Raw genomic sequence first — 18,863 nt, 5'->3', positions numbered from 1 at the left:
GGTTCACGCCTCCTTAGTGGGTGAAGTGCCGGGTGCCGGTCATGTACATGGTGACGCCGGCCTTGCGCGCCGCCTCGACGACCAGCTCGTCGCGGACCGAGCCGCCGGGCTGCACCACGGCCTTGACCCCGGCCTCGGCCAGGACCTCGAAGCCGTCGGGGAACGGGAAGTAGGCGTCGGAAGCGGCGACGGAGCCGCGCGCCTTGTCGCCGGCCCGCTGGACCGCCAGTTTGGCCGAGTCGACCCGGTTGACCTGGCCCATGCCGACGCCGACCGAGGCGCCGCCGGAGGCCAGCAGGATCGCGTTGGACTTCACCGAGCGGATGGCCCGCCAGGCGAAGACCAGGTCGGCGAAGGTCTGCTCGTCGGCCGGCTCGCCGCTGGCCAGGGTCCAGGTCGCGGGGTCGTCGCCCTCGGCCTGATACAGGTCGCCGTCCTGGAGCAGCAGGCCGCCGCAGATCTGGCGGAACTCCAGCTTGCGGCGGTTGCGGGAGGCGGTCTTCAGGATCCGGATGTTCTTCTTGGTCTTCAGCGCCTCCAGCGCCTCCGGCTCGTAGTCCGGTGCGCAGATGACCTCGGTGAAGACCTCGTTGACCTGGAGCGCCATCGCGTGGGTGACGGTGCGGTTGGCGGCGATGATGCCGCCGAAGGCCGAGACCGGGTCGCACTCGTTGGCCAGCCGGTGGGCCGAGGCGATATCGCCGGCACTATCAATCGCGATGCCGCAGGGGTTGGCGTGCTTGATGATCGCGACGCAGGCCTCGTCGAAGTCGTGGGCCGAGCGGATCGCCGCGTCGGTGTCCACGTAGTTGTTGTAGGACATCTCCTTGCCGTGCAGCTGCTCGGCGGTGGCCAGCGTGTCCTGCTCGCCGTCGTTGATGTAGAGCGCGGCGCCCTGGTGCGGGTTCTCGCCGTAGCGGAGCACGGCCTTGCGCTCGTAGGTGTTCGCGACGAAGTCGGGGAAGCGGGACTCGCCGTCGGGGGCGTAGGCCGCGGCGAACCAGCCGGCCACGGCGGCGTCGTACTCAGCGGTGTGTGCGAAGGCCTCGGCGGCCAGGCGCTTGCGCTGGGCGAAGGTGAAGCCGCCGCCGGTCACCGCGGTCAGCACGGCGCCGTAGTTGGCCGGGTTCACCACGACCGCCACGCTCGGGTGGTTCTTGGCGGCGGCGCGGACCATCGACGGGCCGCCGATGTCGATCTGCTCGACGCACTCGTCGGGGGTGGCGCCGGAGGCCACGGTCTGGGTGAACGGGTAGAGGTTCACCACGACCAGGTCGAAGGGCTCGACGCCGAGCTCGGCGAGCTGCTTGCGGTGGTCCTCCAGGCGCAGGTCGGCCAGGATGCCGGCGTGCACCTTCGGGTGCAGGGTCTTGACCCGGCCGTCCAGGCACTCCGGGAAGCCGGTGAGCTCCTGGACTTCGGTGACCGGCAGGCCCAGGTCGCGGATCAGCTTGGCCGAGCCGCCAGTGGAGACCAGGGCGATCCCGGCCGCGTGCAGGCCGCGGGCCAGGTCTTCCAGACCGGTCTTGTCGTACACGCTGACCAGCGCGCGCTTGATCGGGCGGATGTCCTCAGTCGTACTCACTGGAAGGTGACCTTTCGGTTGTCGATGGTCCAGCCGTTGCGGGCCAGCCGGCCCACGACGTCCACGAGCAGCGCCCGCTCCGCCGTCTTGATGCGCTCGTGCAGGCTCGCCACGTCGTCGCCGGCCTCGACCGGGACGGCGGCCTGCGCCACCACCGGGCCGTCGTCCACGCCGCCGGCGACGAAGAACACCGTGCAGCCGGTGATCTTCACGCCGTAGGCCAGCGCGTCGGCGGGGCCGTTCATGCCGGGGAAGCTCGGCGAGAGCGCGGGATGGGTGTTGATGACGCGGCCGTGATGAGCGGCCAGGAAGTCCGGGCCGAGCAGCTTCATGAAGCCGGCCGAGACCACGAGGTCCGGCGCGTACTCGGCGACCTGGTCGCGCAGCGCGCGGTCCCACTCCTCGCGGCTGGCGAAGTCCTTCACGCGGAGCGCGAAAGTGGGGATGCCTGCCTGCTCCGCCCGTTCCAGGCCCTGGATACCGGTGCGGTCCGCGCCGACGGCCACGATGGCGGCGCCGAACGCGGGGTCGGCTTGCTGGGCGTCGATCAACGCCTGCAGATTCGTGCCCGAGCCGGAGACGAGGACCACGATCCTCGCCGGCGCGCCCGGGCGGTGGTGCACGAGCCCCGGAGGGCTCTTCGTTCCTTCGGGATGGACCACGACCGCGGCCTCCTCATAGGGGTGTTTGCTGTTGTCTCCCGGCCGGACCCGACCCACTTGGACGGGCGGGGTCGCCATAGGCAACGATAGTGGGCGGACGGTGTGTTGCCCGCCAGCCGGCCGAGGATGAACCGATCATGTCCACGATAACCCGGAGGACTTCCGTGACCGACGCCGAGCAACGGCCCACGCCGACGGAGAGCGGGCTCGGCGCAGGTGGCGTCGGTGCCGCTGAGCCGGATGGGCGGGGTGGGGCGGCTGCGACCGCGTCGCAGGCTCCGGCCGCTCCGGGTCCGGACGCCGGGACGGGGCCGGCTGCCGCCTCCGGGCCGGCGCCGGAATCAGCCACGGCGGCCGCGTCCGCGCCGATCGAGGACGGCCCAGGGGGCAGCCCCAGGGACAATCGCGAGGCCAACCGCGAGAACAACCGCGAGGACAACCCCTTCGCCCCGCCGCCGGAGGACGCCCACGATCCGCAGCGTCCGGTCCCGCCCTCGCCGTGGGGCGCGCCGCCGCGCCAGCCGTACGGCCAGGTCCGTCCGGGTCCGGTGCAGCCGTGGGGGGCAGAGCGTCCGCGCGAGCCGGAGCAGCAGCGCACCCCGTGGGGCGACCCGAACCGGTACGGGCCGGTCGACCGGCGCCCCGATCCGCGCCAGGACCCGGACCGCCGCTACCGCGACCAGCGCGAGCAGCCGCAGCCGCAGCGTCCGCAGCGCGATCTGAAGACCCGCTGGGCCCTGGGGCTCTCGCTGGGCTCGACCGCGTGCACGATGCTGGCGATCTACCAGGGGCTGGCGACGTTCCCGGCGTGGATGGTCGGCTCGGCGGCGGGACTGGCGTTCGCGGTGGCGGCGTTCGTGCTGTCGATCTCGGCGCAGCGCACCGCGGCGCTCAAGCACCAGCGCGCCTCCGAGGCGACCGCGAGCATGGTCTCCGCCTCGGTCTCCGGCGTGCTGGCCGGGCTGCTGCTGGTGGCCTCGATCGTCTGGTGGACGCCGTTCAAGGACTACGCCAAGTGCATGCAGGGCGCGAACACGCAGGTCGCCGAGAAGGCGTGCCTGACCCAGCTGGAGAACACCACGGGGATGTCGACGCAGCGCTGAGGCCGGTCGCACGGGGTTTATAAGGCCTTTCCGGGCTTGGAGCCGCGTCCTACTGTGTGGATGGACCGACACACATCCACATGACAGCAAAGGCTTCGCGACGTGTCCCAGGATTCCTGGCAGAACCCGAACGACCAACAGCAGGGCGGCTATCCGACGCCGCCCCCGGCCTACCCGTCGTATCCCGGCGGGGCGTACGGCTACAACGCGCCGGCCCCGGTCCGGCCGCCGATGCCGAACTCAGTCCGGATCGCCGTCAACCTGATGTTCGCCGGCCTGGCCATCGGCCTGCTCAACATGATCATCGGACTCACCCAGATCGGCGCCGTCAAGAACCACCTGGAGTCCCTCGGGTACTCCGAGACCACCATCAACAGCGACAAGGGCGTCTTCGTCGCCAGCGCCGTCATCGGCGGGCTCATCGGGGCCGGCCTGTGGCTCTGGATGGCCCTGGCCACCCGCGGCGGCCACAACTACGCCCGCATCGTCTCCAGCGTCTTCTTCGGCATCGGCGTCCTGGGCAGCATCAGCAACCTGGCCAGCGGCTGGATCCCGGCCGTCGACAAGATCGGCTCGGTCGCCACCCTGCTGGTCGGCCTGCTGGCGATCATATTCGTCTGGCGGGGTGAATCCGGGCCCTACTTCCGCCCGGCGCCGGGGCCGGAGTACGGCTACGGAGTCCAGAACCCGCCGCAGGGGCAGCCGCCTTACGGCCAGGGTCAGCCCCCTTACGGCCAGGGGCAGCCCCCGTACGGCCAGGGCTAGCGGCGGCGCGAGCACCACGACGGCGGCGGTCACCCCCAGGAGGAGGAGGGTGGCCGCCGCCGTCCGCCATCCCGAGGGGCCCATCGTTGCCATGCGCCCGCCGGCCAGCGGTCCGCCGGACAGCGTCGCCACCAGGCCGGCCATCAGCGCCACAGCCACCGCGGCCGCGCCCAGCGCCCGCACCCGGTCGGCGAGCGCCCGGTGCCCGCCGCGCACCACGACCAGCGCCAGCACCACTCCGGCCGCCACCGGCAGCGCGAGGAACGCCAGGCTGTAGGGATAGAGGTGGCCGCGGTTGCGCGGCAGGGCATTGAGCATCGGGAACACTGGCAGCGCGCCGACCTTCGCACTCAGGACGCCGACCCCGGTGCCGGTCCCGACCGCGAACCCGGGGCCCAGCACGAACGCCGCGGACCACGCGATCGCGTTCGGCAGCACGGCGAGGCTGAGCAGGAACATGCCCCCGGCGTCGGCGATCCCGCGCGGCCAGCCGCTTTCCGGCAGGTGCGCGATCAGGGTCCCGACCAGCGTCGCCGCTCCCCCTGCGACAAGCACCGCGGCGGCGGCCGCCGCCGCGCGCGCCGCGGTGCCGATCCAGGCCGGCACGTCGCAGAACCCGGCGATGCGGCGCCACCGCGCGGCCGTCGGCACCAGCGCGCCGAACAGCACCCCGACCAGCACGGCCTGCGCGGTGTCGGGCCGCACGTCGCTGGTCACGGCGCCGGCGGCGACGAGCGCGGCGATCAGGCAGTAACCGGTCGCGGCGCCGAACGCGGTGTAGGCGATCTGCGCGGGCCGCGCGATCGGCGCGACGGTCGTCTGCCACAGCGCGAACAGGACCAGCCCGGTGAACCCCAGCGGCGCCATCGCGATCCGGCCGGCCGGCACGTCGAGCGCGGCGTGGTGGCCGAGCAGCCAGAGCTGTCCGCCGACCCGCAGCGGGCCGATGATCCCCGAGGTGTCCGGGGCGGAGACCAGCCAGACGGTCACGCACAGGGTGACCGCGGCCAGCCAGGTGGCGACGGCGGCCAGGACCGCGTGCGCCCCGGCCCGCACCGCCAGGCGCAGGTCGCGGCCGTGGGGCCCGTCCCACGCGACGGCCAGGCTCTGGCCCCAGTCGGCGGCGAGCTCGCGCAGCGCCTCGGCCAGCGCCGGCGCTTCCGGCTCCCCCTCGGGCTCCTGCCGTGCCCGCGCCGCGGCGAGCTGCTCGGCCACCCAGCTGCGGTCCGGCCCGGCGTCGACGGCGCTGCGGGGATCGGTCTCATCGCGCATGCCCCCACTCTGGTCAGCGGATCCGCCGGTGCCGGGGCGGCGAGGCACGCCTGGCCGGGAGCGCGGCGGGGTTTCACCCCGGTGGCGTAATGCGGCGCTGCTCGACGTGGTCGTGGGCCGTAGGGCAAGGTCGCCGTCATGCGAGGCGGCCCGATCAGCGCTGGTGGTTACGCCCCGGGAGGCTGCCGCGCGCGAACTTCGCGACCGGGAACGCGAAAGCCCCGGCCGCGCACGAAGCGCAGCCGGGGCCCTACCGCAAAGCCCTGATCTTTACAGACCCTGCATGATCTCGCGCATCAGCTGGGCGGTGGCCGACGGCGTCTTGCCGACCTTCACGCCGACCGCTTCCAGGGCCTCCTGCTTGGCCGCGGCGGTGCCGGCGGAGCCGGAGACGATGGCGCCGGCGTGGCCCATGGTCTTGCCCTCGGGGGCGGTGAAGCCCGCGACGTAGCCCACCACCGGCTTGGTGATGTGCTCCTTGATGTAGGCCGCCGCGCGCTCCTCGGCGTCGCCGCCGATCTCGCCGATCATGACGATCGCCGCGGTGTCCGGGTCGTCCTGGAAGGCCTGCAGGCAGTCGATGTGCGTGGTGCCGATGACCGGGTCGCCGCCGATGCCGACGGCGGTGGAGAAGCCGAAGTCGCGCAGCTCGTACATCATCTGGTAGGTCAGGGTGCCCGACTTGGACACCAGACCGATCTTGCCGGCCTTGGTGATGGTGGCCGGGATGATGCCGGCGTTGGAGGCGCCGGGGGTGATCAGGCCGGGGCAGTTCGGGCCGATGATGCGGCTCTTGGCGCCCTTGGCCAGGTTGTAGGCCCAGGCCTCGGCGGTGTCGTGGACCGGCACGCCCTCGGTGATGACCACCAGCAGCGGGATCTCGGCGTCGATCGCCTCGATCATCGCGGCCTTGGTGAACGCCGGCGGGACGAAGACCACGGACACGTCCGCGCCGGTCTTCTCCATGGCCTCGGCGACGGTGCCGAAGACCGGCACGTCCACGCCGTCCACGTCCACGGTGGTGCCGGCCTTGCGCGGGTTCACGCCGCCGACGATCTTGGTGCCCGAGGCCAGCATGCGCTTGGTGTGCTTCATGCCCTCGGAGCCGGTCATGCCCTGGACGATGACCTTGGAGTTCTCAGTGAGGAAGATAGCCATGTCTGTTTCTCAAACCCCTTAGCGCGCGTTCGCCAGCTCGGCCGCGCGGTCCGCGGCGCCGTCCATGGTGTCGACCTGCTCCACGCCCGGCAGCTTGGCGTCCACCAGGATCTGGCGGCCCAGCTCGGCGTTGTTGCCGTCCAGGCGGACGACCAGCGGCTTGGTGCCCGCGGCCGCGCCCAGCAGTTCGAAGGCCTGCACGATGCCGTTGGCGACCGCGTCGCACGCCGTGATGCCGCCGAAGACGTTGACGAACACCGACTTCACCGCCGGGTCGTTCAGGATGATGTCCAGGCCGTTGGCCATGACCTCGGCCGAGGCGCCGCCGCCGATGTCCAGGAAGTTGGCCGGCTTGACGTTGCCGTGCTTCTCGCCGGCGTAGGCGACCACGTCCAGGGTGGACATGACCAGGCCCGCGCCGTTGCCGATGATGCCGACCTCGCCGTCGAGCTTGACGTAGTTCAGGTGCTTGGCCTTGGCCTTGGCCTCCAGCGGGTCGGCCGAGGCCGCGTCCTCCAGGGCGGCGTGGTCCTCGTGGCGGAAGGCGGCGTTCTCGTCCAGCGACACCTTGCCGTCCAGGGCCACGATCTTGCCCTCGGTGGTCTTCACCAGCGGGTTGACCTCGACCAGGGTGGCGTCCTCCTTGACGAAGACGTCCCACAGCGTCACCAGCGTGGCGGCGACCTGGTCGGCCACGTGGTGCGGGAAGTTGGCGGCCTTGACGATCTCGTCGGCCTTCTCCTGCGACAGGCCCTCGTGGTACGCGGCGGCGTCCACCGGGATCTTGGCCAGGGCCTCGGGCTTGGAGACCGCGATCTCCTCGATCTCCATGCCGCCCTCGACGCTGGCCATCGCCAGGAAGGTGCGGTTGGACCGGTCCAGCAGGAACGAGACGTAGTACTCCGCCTCGATCTGGGCGGTCTGGGCCAGCATGACCTTGTGGACCGTGTGGCCCTTGATGTCCATGCCCAGGATCGCGGCGGCCTTCTCCTTGGCATCCGCCGGACCCTCGGCCAGCTTCACGCCGCCGGCCTTGCCGCGGCCTCCGACCTTCACCTGGGCCTTGACGACCACCCGGCCGCCCAGCTTCTCGGCAGCGGCTTCCGCCTGCTCCGGGGTCTCGGCCACTTCGCCGCCCAGCACGGGCACACCGTGCTTAGCGAAAATGTCCCTCGCCTGGTACTCGAAAAGATCCACGCGCGTCCGTCCCTCAAAGGAAGATTCCGGTACGGCTACCGCTACAGATGCGCGGATGCCGTCCACCTCATCGCAGGGTAGTCCGGTGCGCAGCCAGATCACGAACCGGGAGGCGAAGAGCAGGGGTGTGAATTCGGGCACATGAGGAACCCGCCCCCGGCGCGCAACCGGCCCGCGACCGGTCCCGCCATGCGAGACGGGACCGATGCGGTTGCGCCGGATACGTGAGGTTCGCTAGGCGATTGATTCCTGGGGGTACCGGCGGCGAAACGGTTGATCAGCGGCGCCTGGCCGCCCCGGCCGACCACCCACAGCCAACCAGGCTGAGGGAGGTCGTCCGGGGCGCCCATGCTTGCTGCTGAACCGTTTCGCAAGACTGCTTGTCAGGTGCGGTGCTGCTTGCCGGAACCCCCAGGAATCAACCGCCTAGGCGTTCCGGTCGCATTCCTGCGCCCGCAACGCGCGCGCCGCGTCGTCGCGCGCCTCCAGCACCAGCCGCCGCAGCGCCGGCGCCTTCGCGGCGTCGGTGGCCAGCCAGGCGTCGGTGCGGGCGAGCAGCGCCGCCGAGGTCAGCGGCCAGGGGTAGCCGCCGCTGACGATGCGCTCGGCGTTCTGGATGCTGCGCTCGGCCCAGACCGCGGCCAGGGCCTGGAAGTACGGCTCGACGTACGGCTCGGCCAGCTTGTCCGCGCCGACCTGGTAGAACTCGCCGAGGACGGCGCCGATCAGGTCGTTCGGCTGATCGGGTGTCTCCACGACCAGCCGCCAGGCCTCGGCCTTGGCCTGGGCCAGCGGCCGCGCCGCGCGGGCGGCGGCCCGGTGCCGGCGGCCGTCGGCGGTGTCGTCGGCGGCGGCCTCGCGGTCGGCCAGCGTCCCGTCGTCGTCCAGACCCGCGGCGGCCAGCGTCTCGATGATCGCCCAGCGCAGGTCCTGGTCCACGGTCAGTCCGTCGAAGGACAGCTCGCCGGACAGCAGGTCCCTGATCTTGGCGAAGTCCGAGTCCTGACTCGCCGACCGCACCGCGGCGTAGCCGAAGGCCACCTGGTGGTCGCTGCCGGCCGGCGCGGCCGCCAGCAGTTCCCACAGGCGCGCGGAGATCACGGTGTCGGCGGCCGCGCGGTACGCCGGGTCCAGGTACTCCCCGCGCACCAGCCGCAGCTGGCGCAGCAGGTTCTGCACCACGCTGATGTCGGTCTCGGCCTCGATGTTGCGCAGCACCACGGCGATGAAGCGGCGGCCGGGCAGTACCGCGTCCCGGGTCATGTGCCACACGCCGGACCAGGCCAGCGCGCGGGCCATGGAGTCCGGCAGGGCCGCCAGGCCTCCGCGCTCGAAGGCGTCCAGCTCGGCCGGGGTGAAGCGGATCTTGGCGTAGGTCAGGTCCTGGTCGTTGAGCAGCACCAGCCCCGGCCGCGGCTTGCCGACCAGCTGCGGCAGTTCGGTGCGCGGCCCGTCGACGTCCAGCTCGATCCGCTCCACCAGCTCCACCTCGCCGGTGGCGGCGTTCGGGGAGTAGCAGCCCACGGCGACGCGGTGCGGGCGCAGGGTCGGGAACTCCGGGACCGCGCTCTGCGCGATGCCCGCGGCGGTGACCACGCCGTTGGCGTCGGTTTCCACCTCGACTGTCAGGGTATTGACGCCGGCGGTCTCCAGCCAGGCCTTCGACCAGGCCTTCATATCGCGGCCCGAGGTCTCCTCCAGCACCGCCAGCAGGTCGTCCAGGGTGGTGTTGCCGAAGGCGTGGCACTTGAAGTAGCGGCGCGCTCCTTCCAGGAACGCCTCCTCCCCGACGTAGGCGGCCAGCTGCTTGAGCACCGAGGCGCCCTTGGCGTAGGTGATGCCGTCGAAGTTGAGGCGGGCGTCCTCCAGGTCCCGGATGTCGGCCACGATCGGGTGCGTGGTCGGCAGCTGGTCCTGGCGGTAGGCCCAGGCCTTGCGGCCGTTGGCGAAGGAGACCCAGGCGTGCTCCCAGCGGGTGGCGTGGGTCAGGGCGTAGGCGCCCATGAAGTCCGCGAAGGACTCCTTGAGCCACAGGTCGTCCCACCACTTCATGGTGACCAGGTCGCCGAACCACATGTGCGCCATCTCGTGCATGATCGTGTTGGCACGGCCCTGGTAGGAGGCGTCGGTGGTCTTGGAGCGGAAGACCATGCGCTCGTTGAAGGTGACCAGGCCCGGGTTCTCCATGGCGCCGAGGTTGTATTCGGGCACGAAGGCGGAGTCGTACTTCCCGAAGGGGTACGGGTAGTCGAAGATCCGGTGGTAGAAGTCCAGGCCGGCCTTGGTGACCTCGAGGATCGCCTCGGCGTCGAAGTAGGGCGCCAGGGACTTGCGGACCATCGCGCTGACCGGGATCAGCAGGTCCGAGCCGTCGGCCAGGCGCACCGTGTGCTCGTCCTCGACGACGTGGTAGTCGCCGGCCACGACCGCGGTGATGTAGGTGGAGATCGGCTCGGTGGCGTTGAAGCGCCAGGTGTTCGCGCCGTCCGGGCCCTGCGTCAGCTCCTCCAAGGTCTCGTTGGACCACACCCGCCACTGCGCCGGGGCGGTGACGGTGAACTGGAAGCGGGCCTTGAGGTCGGGCTGCTCGAAGTTCGCGAACAGGCGCCGGGAGTCGGCGGGCTCGAACTGGGTGTAGAGGTACACCTCGCCGTCCACCGGGTCGACGAAGCGGTGCAGCCCCTCGCCGGTACGGCTGTAGGCGGCCTCGGCGTCGATGACGACGACGTTCTCGGCCCGCAGGCCGCTCAGGTGCACGCGCGCGCCGTCGAACACCTCGGCCGGGTCCAGCGCCTCGCCGTTCAGCGTCACGCTGCGCACCGCCGGGGCGAGCAGGTCGACGAAGGTGGCGGCCCCGGGCTCGGAGCACCCGAAGGTGATGGTGCTCTTCGAGCCGAACGTGGTGTCCCCGCGCGTCAGATCCAGCTCGACGGCGTAGTGCTCGGCCGTCAAAAGCCGGGCACGCTCCGCCGCCTCGTCGCGGGTCAGATTGCCGCCAGTCATCGGTTCACTCCTGTCGCGCGGTAAGGACCGTCCACCTTGACGGCCGCCTTCGACGATCCTATGAGCGCCAGGAAGCCGACGGCAGCGCCGCACCCCGCGGCGATGGCGGCGTCCCGGTAGATCAGCACTCCGCCGCTGCCGGCGCGCCAGACGGCGGCGAAGTCGGCGCCGGTCCCGCGGGCGACCCAGACCAGGGCTGCCACCTGCGCGGCGATATATGCGGCGACGCCGACCGCGAGGCACAGGACCGGTTGCCGCTTGAGGCCGCCGACTCGGGCGATGACGGCGGCGGACAGGACGGGGATCACAACTTCGAGGAAATGCGGTACCGAAGTCGCTTGCATGGCGAAGAACGCGAGGGTGATGAAGCTGCGCCGGACACCGAGGACGAAGCCGAGCGCCATCGCGGTCGAGCCCAGCAGGATCGTGGTCACGGTACTCGTGGCGGGGATGCCGGCGAACCCCAGGACCGTGCCCGCGACCGGGCCGGCGAGCACGAGGTCGCGGACCGGATTGCGGGGCAGCCGGTCCGCGCCGACCGGCTGGTGCCACCAAGGGGTGCTGCGCGGGAACGGGTCAGCCGTCCAGCCCGGCGGTAGCGAGATCGGAGGCGCGGTAGCGAGGGTCGGCATGTCGGGATCGCCGGCGGACTGTGGAGGCCAGGACCGCGCGGCGCCCGGCTGCGGCTCGCCGGGGTAGGGGGCGGGCGCCGGAAGCCAGGGGTCCAGGGCCGGCATGACCCCCGCGACCTTGCCGAAGAGCAGATCGCGCAGGGGCTGGACCTCGTGGTGGCCGCGCCCGGCCTGGTTCAGCGTGTCCAGCTCGTCGGACCGCACCGACCAGCGCGCTGTCAGGTCGCGGGGCGTCGGCCGCTCGGCGGGTTCCCTGGCCAGACAGGTCAGCAGCGGCCCGCGGAACTCCTCGGGAACGCCGTCCACCCGCGGATCGCCGAACCTGGTGCGGTAGGCGACCACCTCGGCGGGGCCGGTGCCGAAGGGGCCGTGCCCCTGCGCGGCGTAGGCCAGGACCGCGCCGAGGGCGAAGACGTCCGAGGCGGTCGTGGCGCCCTGGCCGCCGATCTGTTCCGGCGCCATGTAGCCGGGCGAGCCGAGGACCGTGCCGGCGCGGGTCAGGACGCTGTCGGTGTCGCGGTGGGCCAGGCCGAAGTCGATGAGCTTGGGGCCGTCGGGCGCCAGCAGGATGTTGTCCGGCTTCACGTCGCGGTGGACCAGGCCGGCGGCTTCCAGCGCCGCCAGGGCTTCGGCGAGTCCGGCGGCCAGGGCGCGCAGGGCCGGGGCGGGCAGCGGACCGGAGCGGCGGACCACCTCGCCGAGGGTCGGGCCGTCGACGAACTCGGCCGCGTACCAGGGCTGTGGGGCGTCGGGGTCCGCGGCGAGCACCGCGGCCGTGAAGCGGCCCCGGATCGCGGCCGCCGCGCGCACCTCGCGGGCGAACCGGCGGCGGTAGTCCGGGTCGGCGGCGATCGCGGTGTGGATCAGCTTCACCGCGACCAGGCGGCCGTCCGGATCGCGGGCGAGGCACACCAGGCCCATGCCGCCCGCGCCGAGGCGGCCCAGGAAGCGGTACGGGCCCACGCCGCGCGGATCGCCCGCGCGCAGACGCTTCACGCTCACGGCCGGCCGCCGCCCCATAGTCGTTGCCGTTGACGTGATCGTTGGCGGCGGCGATGGCCGGGCTTTGCTTCTCTGTTCCCCCGCATAGCGCACACCGTATAAGCAGCCTGCGTCAGCGTCACCAGGGAAAGCTCTGCTGGTCTACTGCTCCATGAACTTGCCCAGATCCTGCCGCTGGATCGCCGCGGCCATCAGGTCCCCGAACTTGTCCGGCGTGCAGGCGAAGGCCGGCACCCCCAGCGCCGCCAGCGCCGAGGCGTTCTCCCGGTCGTAGGACGGCGCGCCCTCGTCGGACAGCGCCAGCAGCACGATGACCTGCGTGCCGGCCGCCGTCATCTCCGCGATCCGGCGCAGCATCTCGCGGCGGACCCCGCCTTCGTAGAGGTCGGAGATCAGGATGAAGATGGACTCCGTCGGGCGGCTGATCAGCGACTGGCTGTAGGCGATGGCGCGGTTGATGTCGGTCCCGCCGCCGAGCTGCGTGCCGAACAGCACGTCCACCGGGTCCGACAGCTGCGGCGTCAGGTCCACCACCGCGGTGTCGAAGACCACCAGCGAGGTCTTCAGCGACTTCAGGGACGCCAGCACCGCGCCGAACACCGAGGCGTACACCACCGAGGCGGCCATCGAGCCCGACTGGTCGATGGCCAGCACCACGTCGCGCTTCACCGCGCGTTCCTTGCGCGCGTAGCCGACCAGCCGCTCGGGCACCACCGTCTTGTACTCCGGCAGGTAGTTCTTCAGGTTCACCTGGATGGTGCGGCCCCAGTCGATGTCGCTGTGCCGGGGCCGGCTGGTGCGCGTGCTCTTGTCCAGCGCGCCGCTGACCGTGGCGCGCAGTTTGGCGCCGAGCCGCCGCTCCAGATCCTCGACCAGCCGGCGCACCACCTGGCGCGCGGTCTCCTTGGTCTCGGCGGGCATCAGGTGGTTCAGCGACAGCAGGGTGCCGACCAGGTGCACGTCCGGCTCGACCGACTCCATCATCTCCGGCTCCAGCAGCAGCTGGCGCAGGTTCAGGCGGTCGATGGCGTCGCGCTGCATGACCTGGACGACGGTCTGCGGGAAGTAGGCGCGGATGTCGCCGAGCCAGCGCGCGACCTGCGGCGAGGACGCCCCGAGGCCGGCGCTGCGCGGCGTCTGCTGTCCGCCGCGGCCCCGGCTGCGGACGCCGACCGCGCCGGTGCCGGTGCCGGTCTCGTAGCCGCCCTTGTTGTAGAGGGCCGCCAGCGCCTTGTCCATCTCCAGGTCCACGCCGGTCAGCTTGCAGCCGGTGCCGTCGTCGTCTCCGCCCAGGACCAGGCGCCAGCGGCGCATGCGCTCCTCGTCGGCGGCGGCCAGTGTGTCAGCCATCTGCGCTCCCCTTCCCGCCACCTGTCTGGCTCTCTTCCTTGATCCCGAGCAGCATCCGCACCACGGGCAGCGCGCGCCCGGCGCGGTCCCGGTCGAAGCCCGGCGGTTCGGCCCCGGCCGCGACCCCGGCCAGCGGCGCGGCGCCGACGGTCCGGGCCAGCTCGCCGATCTTGCGGCGTTCGGGGCCTTCGAAGTTGGCGAACGTGCGGCGCAGCAGTGGCAGCACGTCGGTGAAGGTGTCCGCGGGGATCCCGGCGATCCACCGGTCCAGCAGGCCCAGCAGCACCGGGTCGTGGATCAGCAGCATCGCCCCGCCGGAGAGCACGCCGTCCAGCCAGGCCGCGGCCTCGGCCGGCGGCACGCCCGGGGTCAGGGCCAGGCCCATGCGGCGGCCCAGCTCGTCGCCGTCGATGCGGGAGGCGTCGTAGAGCAGCCGCACGGCGCGCCCGGCGAGCAGCCCGGTCATGCCCTCGCGGTCGGCGACCAGGGCCATGGCCCGGTACCACTCGTCGCTCGCGGCGGGGTCGTCGAGCAGCCCGACGGCCTGGTGCGTGTTGTCCATCCGGGCCCGCATCCGCCGCGCGCCGTCCTCGTCCAGCCCGGAGCAGGCCTGCGGGAAGCCCAGCGCGATACGGACCACCAGGGTGTCGGCGACCTTGCGCAGCGCCGCGGCGTCGGTGCCGCGCACGTCGGTGTACCGCAGGGTCCTGGCCAGCGCGGGCAGGGCGTCGGCCAGGTGCGCGACGTCGGTGTCCACGGCCGCGCGGTCGGCCAGCAGGGTCATGATCGGGTCCAGCGCGGCCGGCAGGTCGGCGAGCAGGCAGGCCTCGACGACGTCGGTGATCCCGGCCAGCTGCTCGGCGTTCGTCGCCAGGTCCGCGGCCTTCGCCGCGGCCGCGGTGGCCACGGTGGTGCCCCAGATCGCGGCCTCGACCAGCTTGACCGCGAACTCCGGCTGCCAGTCCAGCGACCAGGTCTCCCAGAAGGTGCCGCTGCCCTGGGAGCGGCCCAGGGTGCCCCAGTCGATGCCCAGGAGGTTCAGGCGGTGCAGCAGCCGGGACTTCTCGCCGTCGTGGGGCTTGCGCAGGTCCAGCTTGGCCTCGGTCTGGCCGGGCTTGGGCTGGAAGCGCAGCCGCTTCTGCTCCCGGGCCAGGTCCGCGGCCAGCGGCACGACCGGCACGTCCGGCGGCACCTCGCCGAGGTCCTCCCCGATCACCAGCTTGTCCCGGACCAGCGCCATCTGCGCGTCGTAGCCGCCGCAGAGCACTGACTGCACGGCCTCGGAGACCTCGGTCAGCCCGGCCAGGGTGCGGCCGCGCAGGGTGGCCAGGGTCTCGGCCAGGCGCGTGGCCTCGATCAGGTGCGCTGAGGAGACCGGCAGGTCCTCGGCACGGAAGAGTTCGGCCACGCGGACGAGCCAGCGTTCCACGACCTGGTCCGGCGCGGTGAACAGATGGTGGTACCAGCCCGGCGACTCGATGCCGGCGCCGTAGCCGGAGCGGAAGGACAGGCGGCCGTGCGTCCACGGGACCCAGGTCGCCGTGGTCTTCGCCTTCTTCGGCAGCTCCTTGAGGATCTTGGCGTCCGGGGCGGCCGGGCCGATCTCGGCCAGCGCCGGGACGTGGAAGGCGCCGCAGACCACGGCGATGCGCTCACGGCCGGCCTTGACCTCCTCGCGGATGCACTGGCGCATGTACGCCTCGCGCTGCTCGTCCTCCGGACGCGCCCGGTCGCGCACGACGGTCATCGCGTCGGCGATGGCGGCGAAGGAGTCCAGGGCCGAGAAGGTGCCGTCGGCGCGCTGCTCGACGACGTCCTCCCACCAGCGCTCGGGGTCGTCGTAGCCGGCGGCGGTGGCCAGGGCGGCGATGGGGTCGGTGCGCTGGATACTCTCTAAGGCGTGCCCGGCCTCGGCGTGTTGATGGTCCTGTTCGTCTTCCTCCTGTTCGGCTTGGTCTTCGCCGCGATCTTCGCTGTCTTCGTCCTTCGGGAGCTCCGCGAATCGGTGGCCCGAAGGAAGGTCGATGAAGCGCACCGGAACGCCGGCCTCGGCGCCGCACTTGATGGCGACCCACTCCGGGCTGAACTCGGCGAAGGGCCAGAACCCGGCGCGTGAGGGATCGGCGTCGGCGTAGACCAGCAGCGCGACCGGCGGGCGCATCGCGGGATGCGCGGCCAGCGGGATCAGCGCGTCGGCCTCCGGCGGTCCCTCGATGAGGATCGCGTCCGGCTTCAGCTCCGCCAGCGCCGCCGCGACCGCCCGCGCCGAGCCGGGTCCGTGGTGGCGGATCCCCAGCAGGGTGACGGTCATCAGGCGCTGACCTCGCGGCAGCTGCGGTAGAAGTCGGTCCAGCCCTCGCGCCCACGGGCGACGGTCTCCAGGTACTCCTGCCACACCAGCTTGTCGGTGGAGGAGTCCTTCACCACCGCGCCGAGGATGCCGGCGGCCACGTCGGCCGGGCGCAGCGTGCCGTCGCCGAAGTGCGCGGCCAGCGCGATGCCGCCGGCCACCACCGAGATCGCCTCGGCCGGGGACAGGGTGCCCGAGGGGGTCTTCAGCTTGGTCTTGCCGTCCTCGGTCAGGCCGGCGCGCAGCTCGCGGAAGACCGTGACCACGCGGCGGATCTCCTCGTGCGCGGCCGGGACCTCGGGCAGCTCCAGCGCCTTGCCGAGGGACTTCACCCGCTGGGAGACGATCTCGATCTCCTCCTCGGCGGTGGCCGGCAGCGGCAGGACCACGGTGTTGAACCGGCGGCGCAGCGCCGAGGACAGGTCGTTGACGCCCTTGTCGCGGTCGTTCGCGGTGGCGATGACGCTGAAGCCCTTCTCCGCCTGCGTCTCCTGGCCTAGCTCCGGGATCGGCAGCGTCTTCTCCGACAGGATCGTGATCAGCGTGTCCTGCACGTCGGCCGGTATGCGGGTGAGCTCCTCGATGCGGGCGATCGCGCCGGTGGACATGGCGCGCATCAGGGGGCTGGGGACCAGCGCGTCGCGCGAGGGGCCGTGGGCCAGCAGCTGCGCGTAGTTCCAGCCGTAGCGCATCGCCTCCTCCGGCGTGCCGGCCGTGCCCTGCACCAGCAGCGTGGAGTCGCCGGAGATGGCCGCGGCCAGGTGCTCGGAGACCCAGGTCTTCGCGGTGCCCGGGACGCCGACCAGCAGCAGCGCGCGGTCGGTGGCCAGGGTGGCGATGGCGATCTCGACGATGCGCCGCGGGCCGATGTACTTCGCCGTGATGACGGTGCCGTCCTGCAGCGTGCCGCCCAGCAGATAGGTCGCGACCGCCCATGGCGAGAGCTTCCAGCGCGGCGGCTTGGGACGGCCGGAGTCGGCGTCGGCTTTGCGCAGGGCTTCCAGTTCCCCGGCGAAGGCGTGCTCGGCGTGCTGGCGAAGGACAGTGGCTTCAGTGGCAGTCATGGCGAAGGCAACTTTCGGTTTTCGGCAAGGTGGCACCCACTCAAGGGTCCACCTTGGGGGAAGGGTTCGGACACAGTCCAGATCGTTAGACAGGGTCCGGCGTCGTCAGACCGAGTCCAGCTCGGCGAGCATCAGGGCCCGGTCCCGCAGCATCGCCGCCAGGTCGTCCAGGTCCTCGGCCCACAGCGGGAGGTCGGGGCGGATCCGCTCGGCCTTGGCCGCGACCGCGTCGGCGAACGACGGCGGCATCCAGCGGCCGGCCAGGTTGTCCATGCCGAAGAAGCGGGCCACGTCGTTGCGGGTGGCGTTCGGCAGGTAGGCCGGGATCGAGTCGAGCAGGGCCTGGCAGACCGGGTCCGGCCAGGGCCGGCCCAGCCGGCTCAGGATGATCGGGGCGCTGTGGATCGAGTACTGCGACCGGTGGCTGGCCACCACGCTCAGACACCAGCGCTCGGCGGCCTCGTCGGAGAGCAGCTCCAGCATGTCGGTGGCGGCGTTGACGGCGCAGAACGCCTCTGCCCACTCCGAGTTCTTCTGCCGCAGGGTGGCCGAGCGCCAGCCGCGGTGGCAGGAGTTGGCCTCCCAGCGGTTCGCGGCAGTGGCGCGCAGCAGCTCGGCGGGCGACAGGCCATAGCGCTGCCACGCCGTCAGCGGCGTCGAGGCTATGAGGTCCTCCAGCCAGTACGAGGGCTGCATCCGGGCCAGCCGGCGCTCCTCCTCGGTCTGCACCCAGCCCTCGCCGATGCCGTCGCGGGCCTCGTCCTCGGTGGCCGCGGAAGGATCCTCGGTGAGCGTGACCAGGACCGCGGTGCCCTCGACGGACACCTGGACGCGCGCGTGCAGGCGCGCGGTCATGCGTTCGGCGAACCGCGAGGAGGGCAGCGTGGCCAGCAGCCGGACCGCCTCGGCGCGGACCTGGCGGGACTTGTCGTCCAGGGCGGCTTCCAGGAACGGCTCGTCCTCCGGGCCCAGGCCCACGGCCAGCGCCTCGACGTACGCGGCACGGGTCTCCGCCGACAGACCCCCCGCGCTCGGGCCGGACTGCGTCCACGCCTCCTCGACCAGTGCCCGGGCCGAGGCCGGGTCCTTGGCGCGGAACCAGGTCAGGTAGCCGATGCGCTCGTGCGGCTTGTCGGACAGCCACGCCTCGGGGTCCGGTGCGGCGGCGAAGCGGGTGAAGGTCGACCACTGCTGGTTCTGCTTGGCCAGCCAGGTGCCGCGCGGGCCGGCCAGTCTCATCAGGTCGGCGCGGACCGCGATGCTGCCGCGGGCGTAGTCGAACAGCGGGGGCAGCAGCTCGGCCGGGGCGCGGCAGCCGGTCTTGGCGGCGGCGCCCAGGTACTCCGGGAGCGCCTCGGACCGGGAAGCCACCAACGCCGTGAGCCGGGCCGAGGTCGCGGTCGAGAGCAGCGGGCGGGCGTCGACCGCCGCCGACTTCGCCGCGGGCACGCCCTCGGGCACTCCGGCGGCCTGGCCGCCATGCCCGGCCTGCTCGGCCTGATCGCCGACGAGCTCGGCCGAGTACGCCGAACCGGCGTTGCCGGCCCGCCGCCACGCGCTCATGAGCGCGGCCGAGCTCAGCAGGGCCGCCGCGGGGCTGTCACCGGGCGCGGCGAACTCTCCGGCGGCCGGCGGGGTGCGACGGTCGGTGCCGACCAGGGCCGTCGAGACAAGGTCCTGCCAGACCTCGGAGCCGGTCTGATTGGAGGCTTCGTTCATG

At 72.3% G+C, this 18,863-nt stretch carries 12 protein-coding genes; 1 reads left to right on the top strand and 11 read right to left on the bottom strand.

The window, feature by feature from the left end; all coding sequences use genetic code 11:
• Positions 1-13: 13 nt before the first annotated feature.
• Together purH and purN are read right to left on the bottom strand one after the other, a co-directional pair.
• Positions 14-1,585 carry a bifunctional phosphoribosylaminoimidazolecarboxamide formyltransferase/IMP cyclohydrolase gene (gene purH, locus ABIA35_RS08825; RefSeq protein WP_370357549.1) on the bottom strand — a complete coding sequence of 524 codons (1,572 nt, stop codon included), beginning with the start codon at positions 1,583-1,585 and terminating at the stop codon, positions 14-16.
• On the bottom strand, positions 1,582-2,325 hold the full coding sequence (purN, locus tag ABIA35_RS08820; RefSeq protein ID WP_370357548.1) for a phosphoribosylglycinamide formyltransferase: 744 nt from the start codon (positions 2,323-2,325) through the stop codon (positions 1,582-1,584). Before purN ends, purH begins: the two co-directional genes overlap by 4 nt.
• Before the next feature lie 59 nt (positions 2,326-2,384).
• On the opposite strand from purN, the gene ABIA35_RS08815 reads away from it, so the two are divergent.
• Positions 2,385-3,350 carry a hypothetical protein gene (locus tag ABIA35_RS08815; protein WP_370357547.1) on the top strand — a complete coding sequence of 322 codons (966 nt, stop codon included), beginning with the start codon at positions 2,385-2,387 and terminating at the stop codon, positions 3,348-3,350.
• Positions 3,351-3,590: 240 nt separating this feature from the next.
• Here ABIA35_RS08815 and ABIA35_RS08810 read toward each other — a convergent pair whose 3' ends face one another.
• The 9 genes from ABIA35_RS08810 to ABIA35_RS08770 all read right to left on the bottom strand — a co-directional run bounded on the left by ABIA35_RS08810 (position 3,591) and on the right by ABIA35_RS08770 (position 18,862).
• The gene (locus tag ABIA35_RS08810) at positions 3,591-5,387 is read right to left on the bottom strand and encodes a DUF6350 family protein (protein ID WP_370357546.1); all 1,797 of its coding nucleotides are present in this window, start codon (positions 5,385-5,387) and stop codon (positions 3,591-3,593) included.
• 270 nt (positions 5,388-5,657) lie between these two features.
• The gene (gene sucD, locus ABIA35_RS08805) at positions 5,658-6,545 is read right to left on the bottom strand and encodes a succinate--CoA ligase subunit alpha (RefSeq protein ID WP_370337786.1); all 888 of its coding nucleotides are present in this window, start codon (positions 6,543-6,545) and stop codon (positions 5,658-5,660) included.
• Between the two features lie 18 nt (positions 6,546-6,563).
• On the bottom strand, positions 6,564-7,742 hold the full coding sequence (sucC, locus tag ABIA35_RS08800; protein ID WP_370337784.1) for an ADP-forming succinate--CoA ligase subunit beta: 1,179 nt from the start codon (positions 7,740-7,742) through the stop codon (positions 6,564-6,566).
• Positions 7,743-8,168: 426 nt separating this feature from the next.
• Positions 8,169-10,745 carry an aminopeptidase N gene (gene pepN, locus ABIA35_RS08795; RefSeq protein WP_370357545.1) on the bottom strand — a complete coding sequence of 859 codons (2,577 nt, stop codon included), beginning with the start codon at positions 10,743-10,745 and terminating at the stop codon, positions 8,169-8,171.
• Positions 10,742-12,379 (bottom strand): serine/threonine-protein kinase, encoded by a 1,638-nt coding sequence (locus ABIA35_RS08790; RefSeq protein WP_370357544.1) that lies wholly within the window; start codon positions 12,377-12,379, stop codon positions 10,742-10,744. The genes pepN and ABIA35_RS08790 overlap by 4 nt, the downstream gene beginning before the upstream one ends.
• 141 nt (positions 12,380-12,520) lie before the next feature.
• Positions 12,521-13,729: a VWA domain-containing protein gene (locus ABIA35_RS08785; RefSeq protein WP_370337777.1), complete on the bottom strand. Its 1,209-nt coding sequence runs from the start codon at positions 13,727-13,729 to the stop codon at positions 12,521-12,523.
• The gene (locus ABIA35_RS08780; protein ID WP_370337775.1) at positions 13,722-16,040 is read right to left on the bottom strand and encodes a DUF5682 family protein; all 2,319 of its coding nucleotides are present in this window, start codon (positions 16,038-16,040) and stop codon (positions 13,722-13,724) included. Before ABIA35_RS08780 ends, ABIA35_RS08785 begins: the two co-directional genes overlap by 8 nt.
• The gene (locus tag ABIA35_RS08775; RefSeq protein ID WP_370337773.1) at positions 16,040-17,143 is read right to left on the bottom strand and encodes an AAA family ATPase; all 1,104 of its coding nucleotides are present in this window, start codon (positions 17,141-17,143) and stop codon (positions 16,040-16,042) included. Before ABIA35_RS08775 ends, ABIA35_RS08780 begins: the two co-directional genes overlap by 1 nt.
• Positions 17,144-17,248: 105 nt before the next feature.
• Positions 17,249-18,862, bottom strand: coding sequence for a DUF5691 domain-containing protein (locus ABIA35_RS08770; protein ID WP_370337771.1), 1,614 nt, complete (start codon positions 18,860-18,862; stop codon positions 17,249-17,251).
• Position 18,863 lies beyond the last annotated feature (1 nt).

The organism is Catenulispora sp. MAP12-49 (genome assembly GCF_041262705.1).
Lineage (GTDB): Bacteria > Actinomycetota > Actinomycetes > Streptomycetales > Catenulisporaceae > Catenulispora.
The sequence above is the reverse complement of the archived record's forward strand: the minus strand, read 5'-3'. Positions and strand labels throughout refer to the sequence as shown.

Bases quoted from the DNA above. Each gene is read 5' to 3' on its own strand.
- purN (WP_370357548.1), bottom strand. From the start codon at position 2,325: ATGGCGACCCCGCCCGTCCAAGTGGGTCGGGTCCGGCCGGGAGACAAC.
- ABIA35_RS08815 (WP_370357547.1), top strand. From the start codon at position 2,385: ATGTCCACGATAACCCGGAGGACTTCCGTGACCGACGCCGAGCAACGG.
- ABIA35_RS08810 (WP_370357546.1), bottom strand. From the start codon at position 5,387: ATGCGCGATGAGACCGATCCCCGCAGCGCCGTCGACGCCGGGCCGGAC.
- sucD (WP_370337786.1), bottom strand. From the start codon at position 6,545: ATGGCTATCTTCCTCACTGAGAACTCCAAGGTCATCGTCCAGGGCATG.
- pepN (WP_370357545.1), bottom strand. From the start codon at position 10,745: ATGACTGGCGGCAATCTGACCCGCGACGAGGCGGCGGAGCGTGCCCGG.
- ABIA35_RS08785 (WP_370337777.1), bottom strand. From the start codon at position 13,729: ATGGCTGACACACTGGCCGCCGCCGACGAGGAGCGCATGCGCCGCTGG.
- ABIA35_RS08780 (WP_370337775.1), bottom strand. From the start codon at position 16,040: ATGACCGTCACCCTGCTGGGGATCCGCCACCACGGACCCGGCTCGGCG.
- ABIA35_RS08775 (WP_370337773.1), bottom strand. From the start codon at position 17,143: ATGACTGCCACTGAAGCCACTGTCCTTCGCCAGCACGCCGAGCACGCC.
- ABIA35_RS08770 (WP_370337771.1), bottom strand. From the start codon at position 18,862: ATGAACGAAGCCTCCAATCAGACCGGCTCCGAGGTCTGGCAGGACCTT.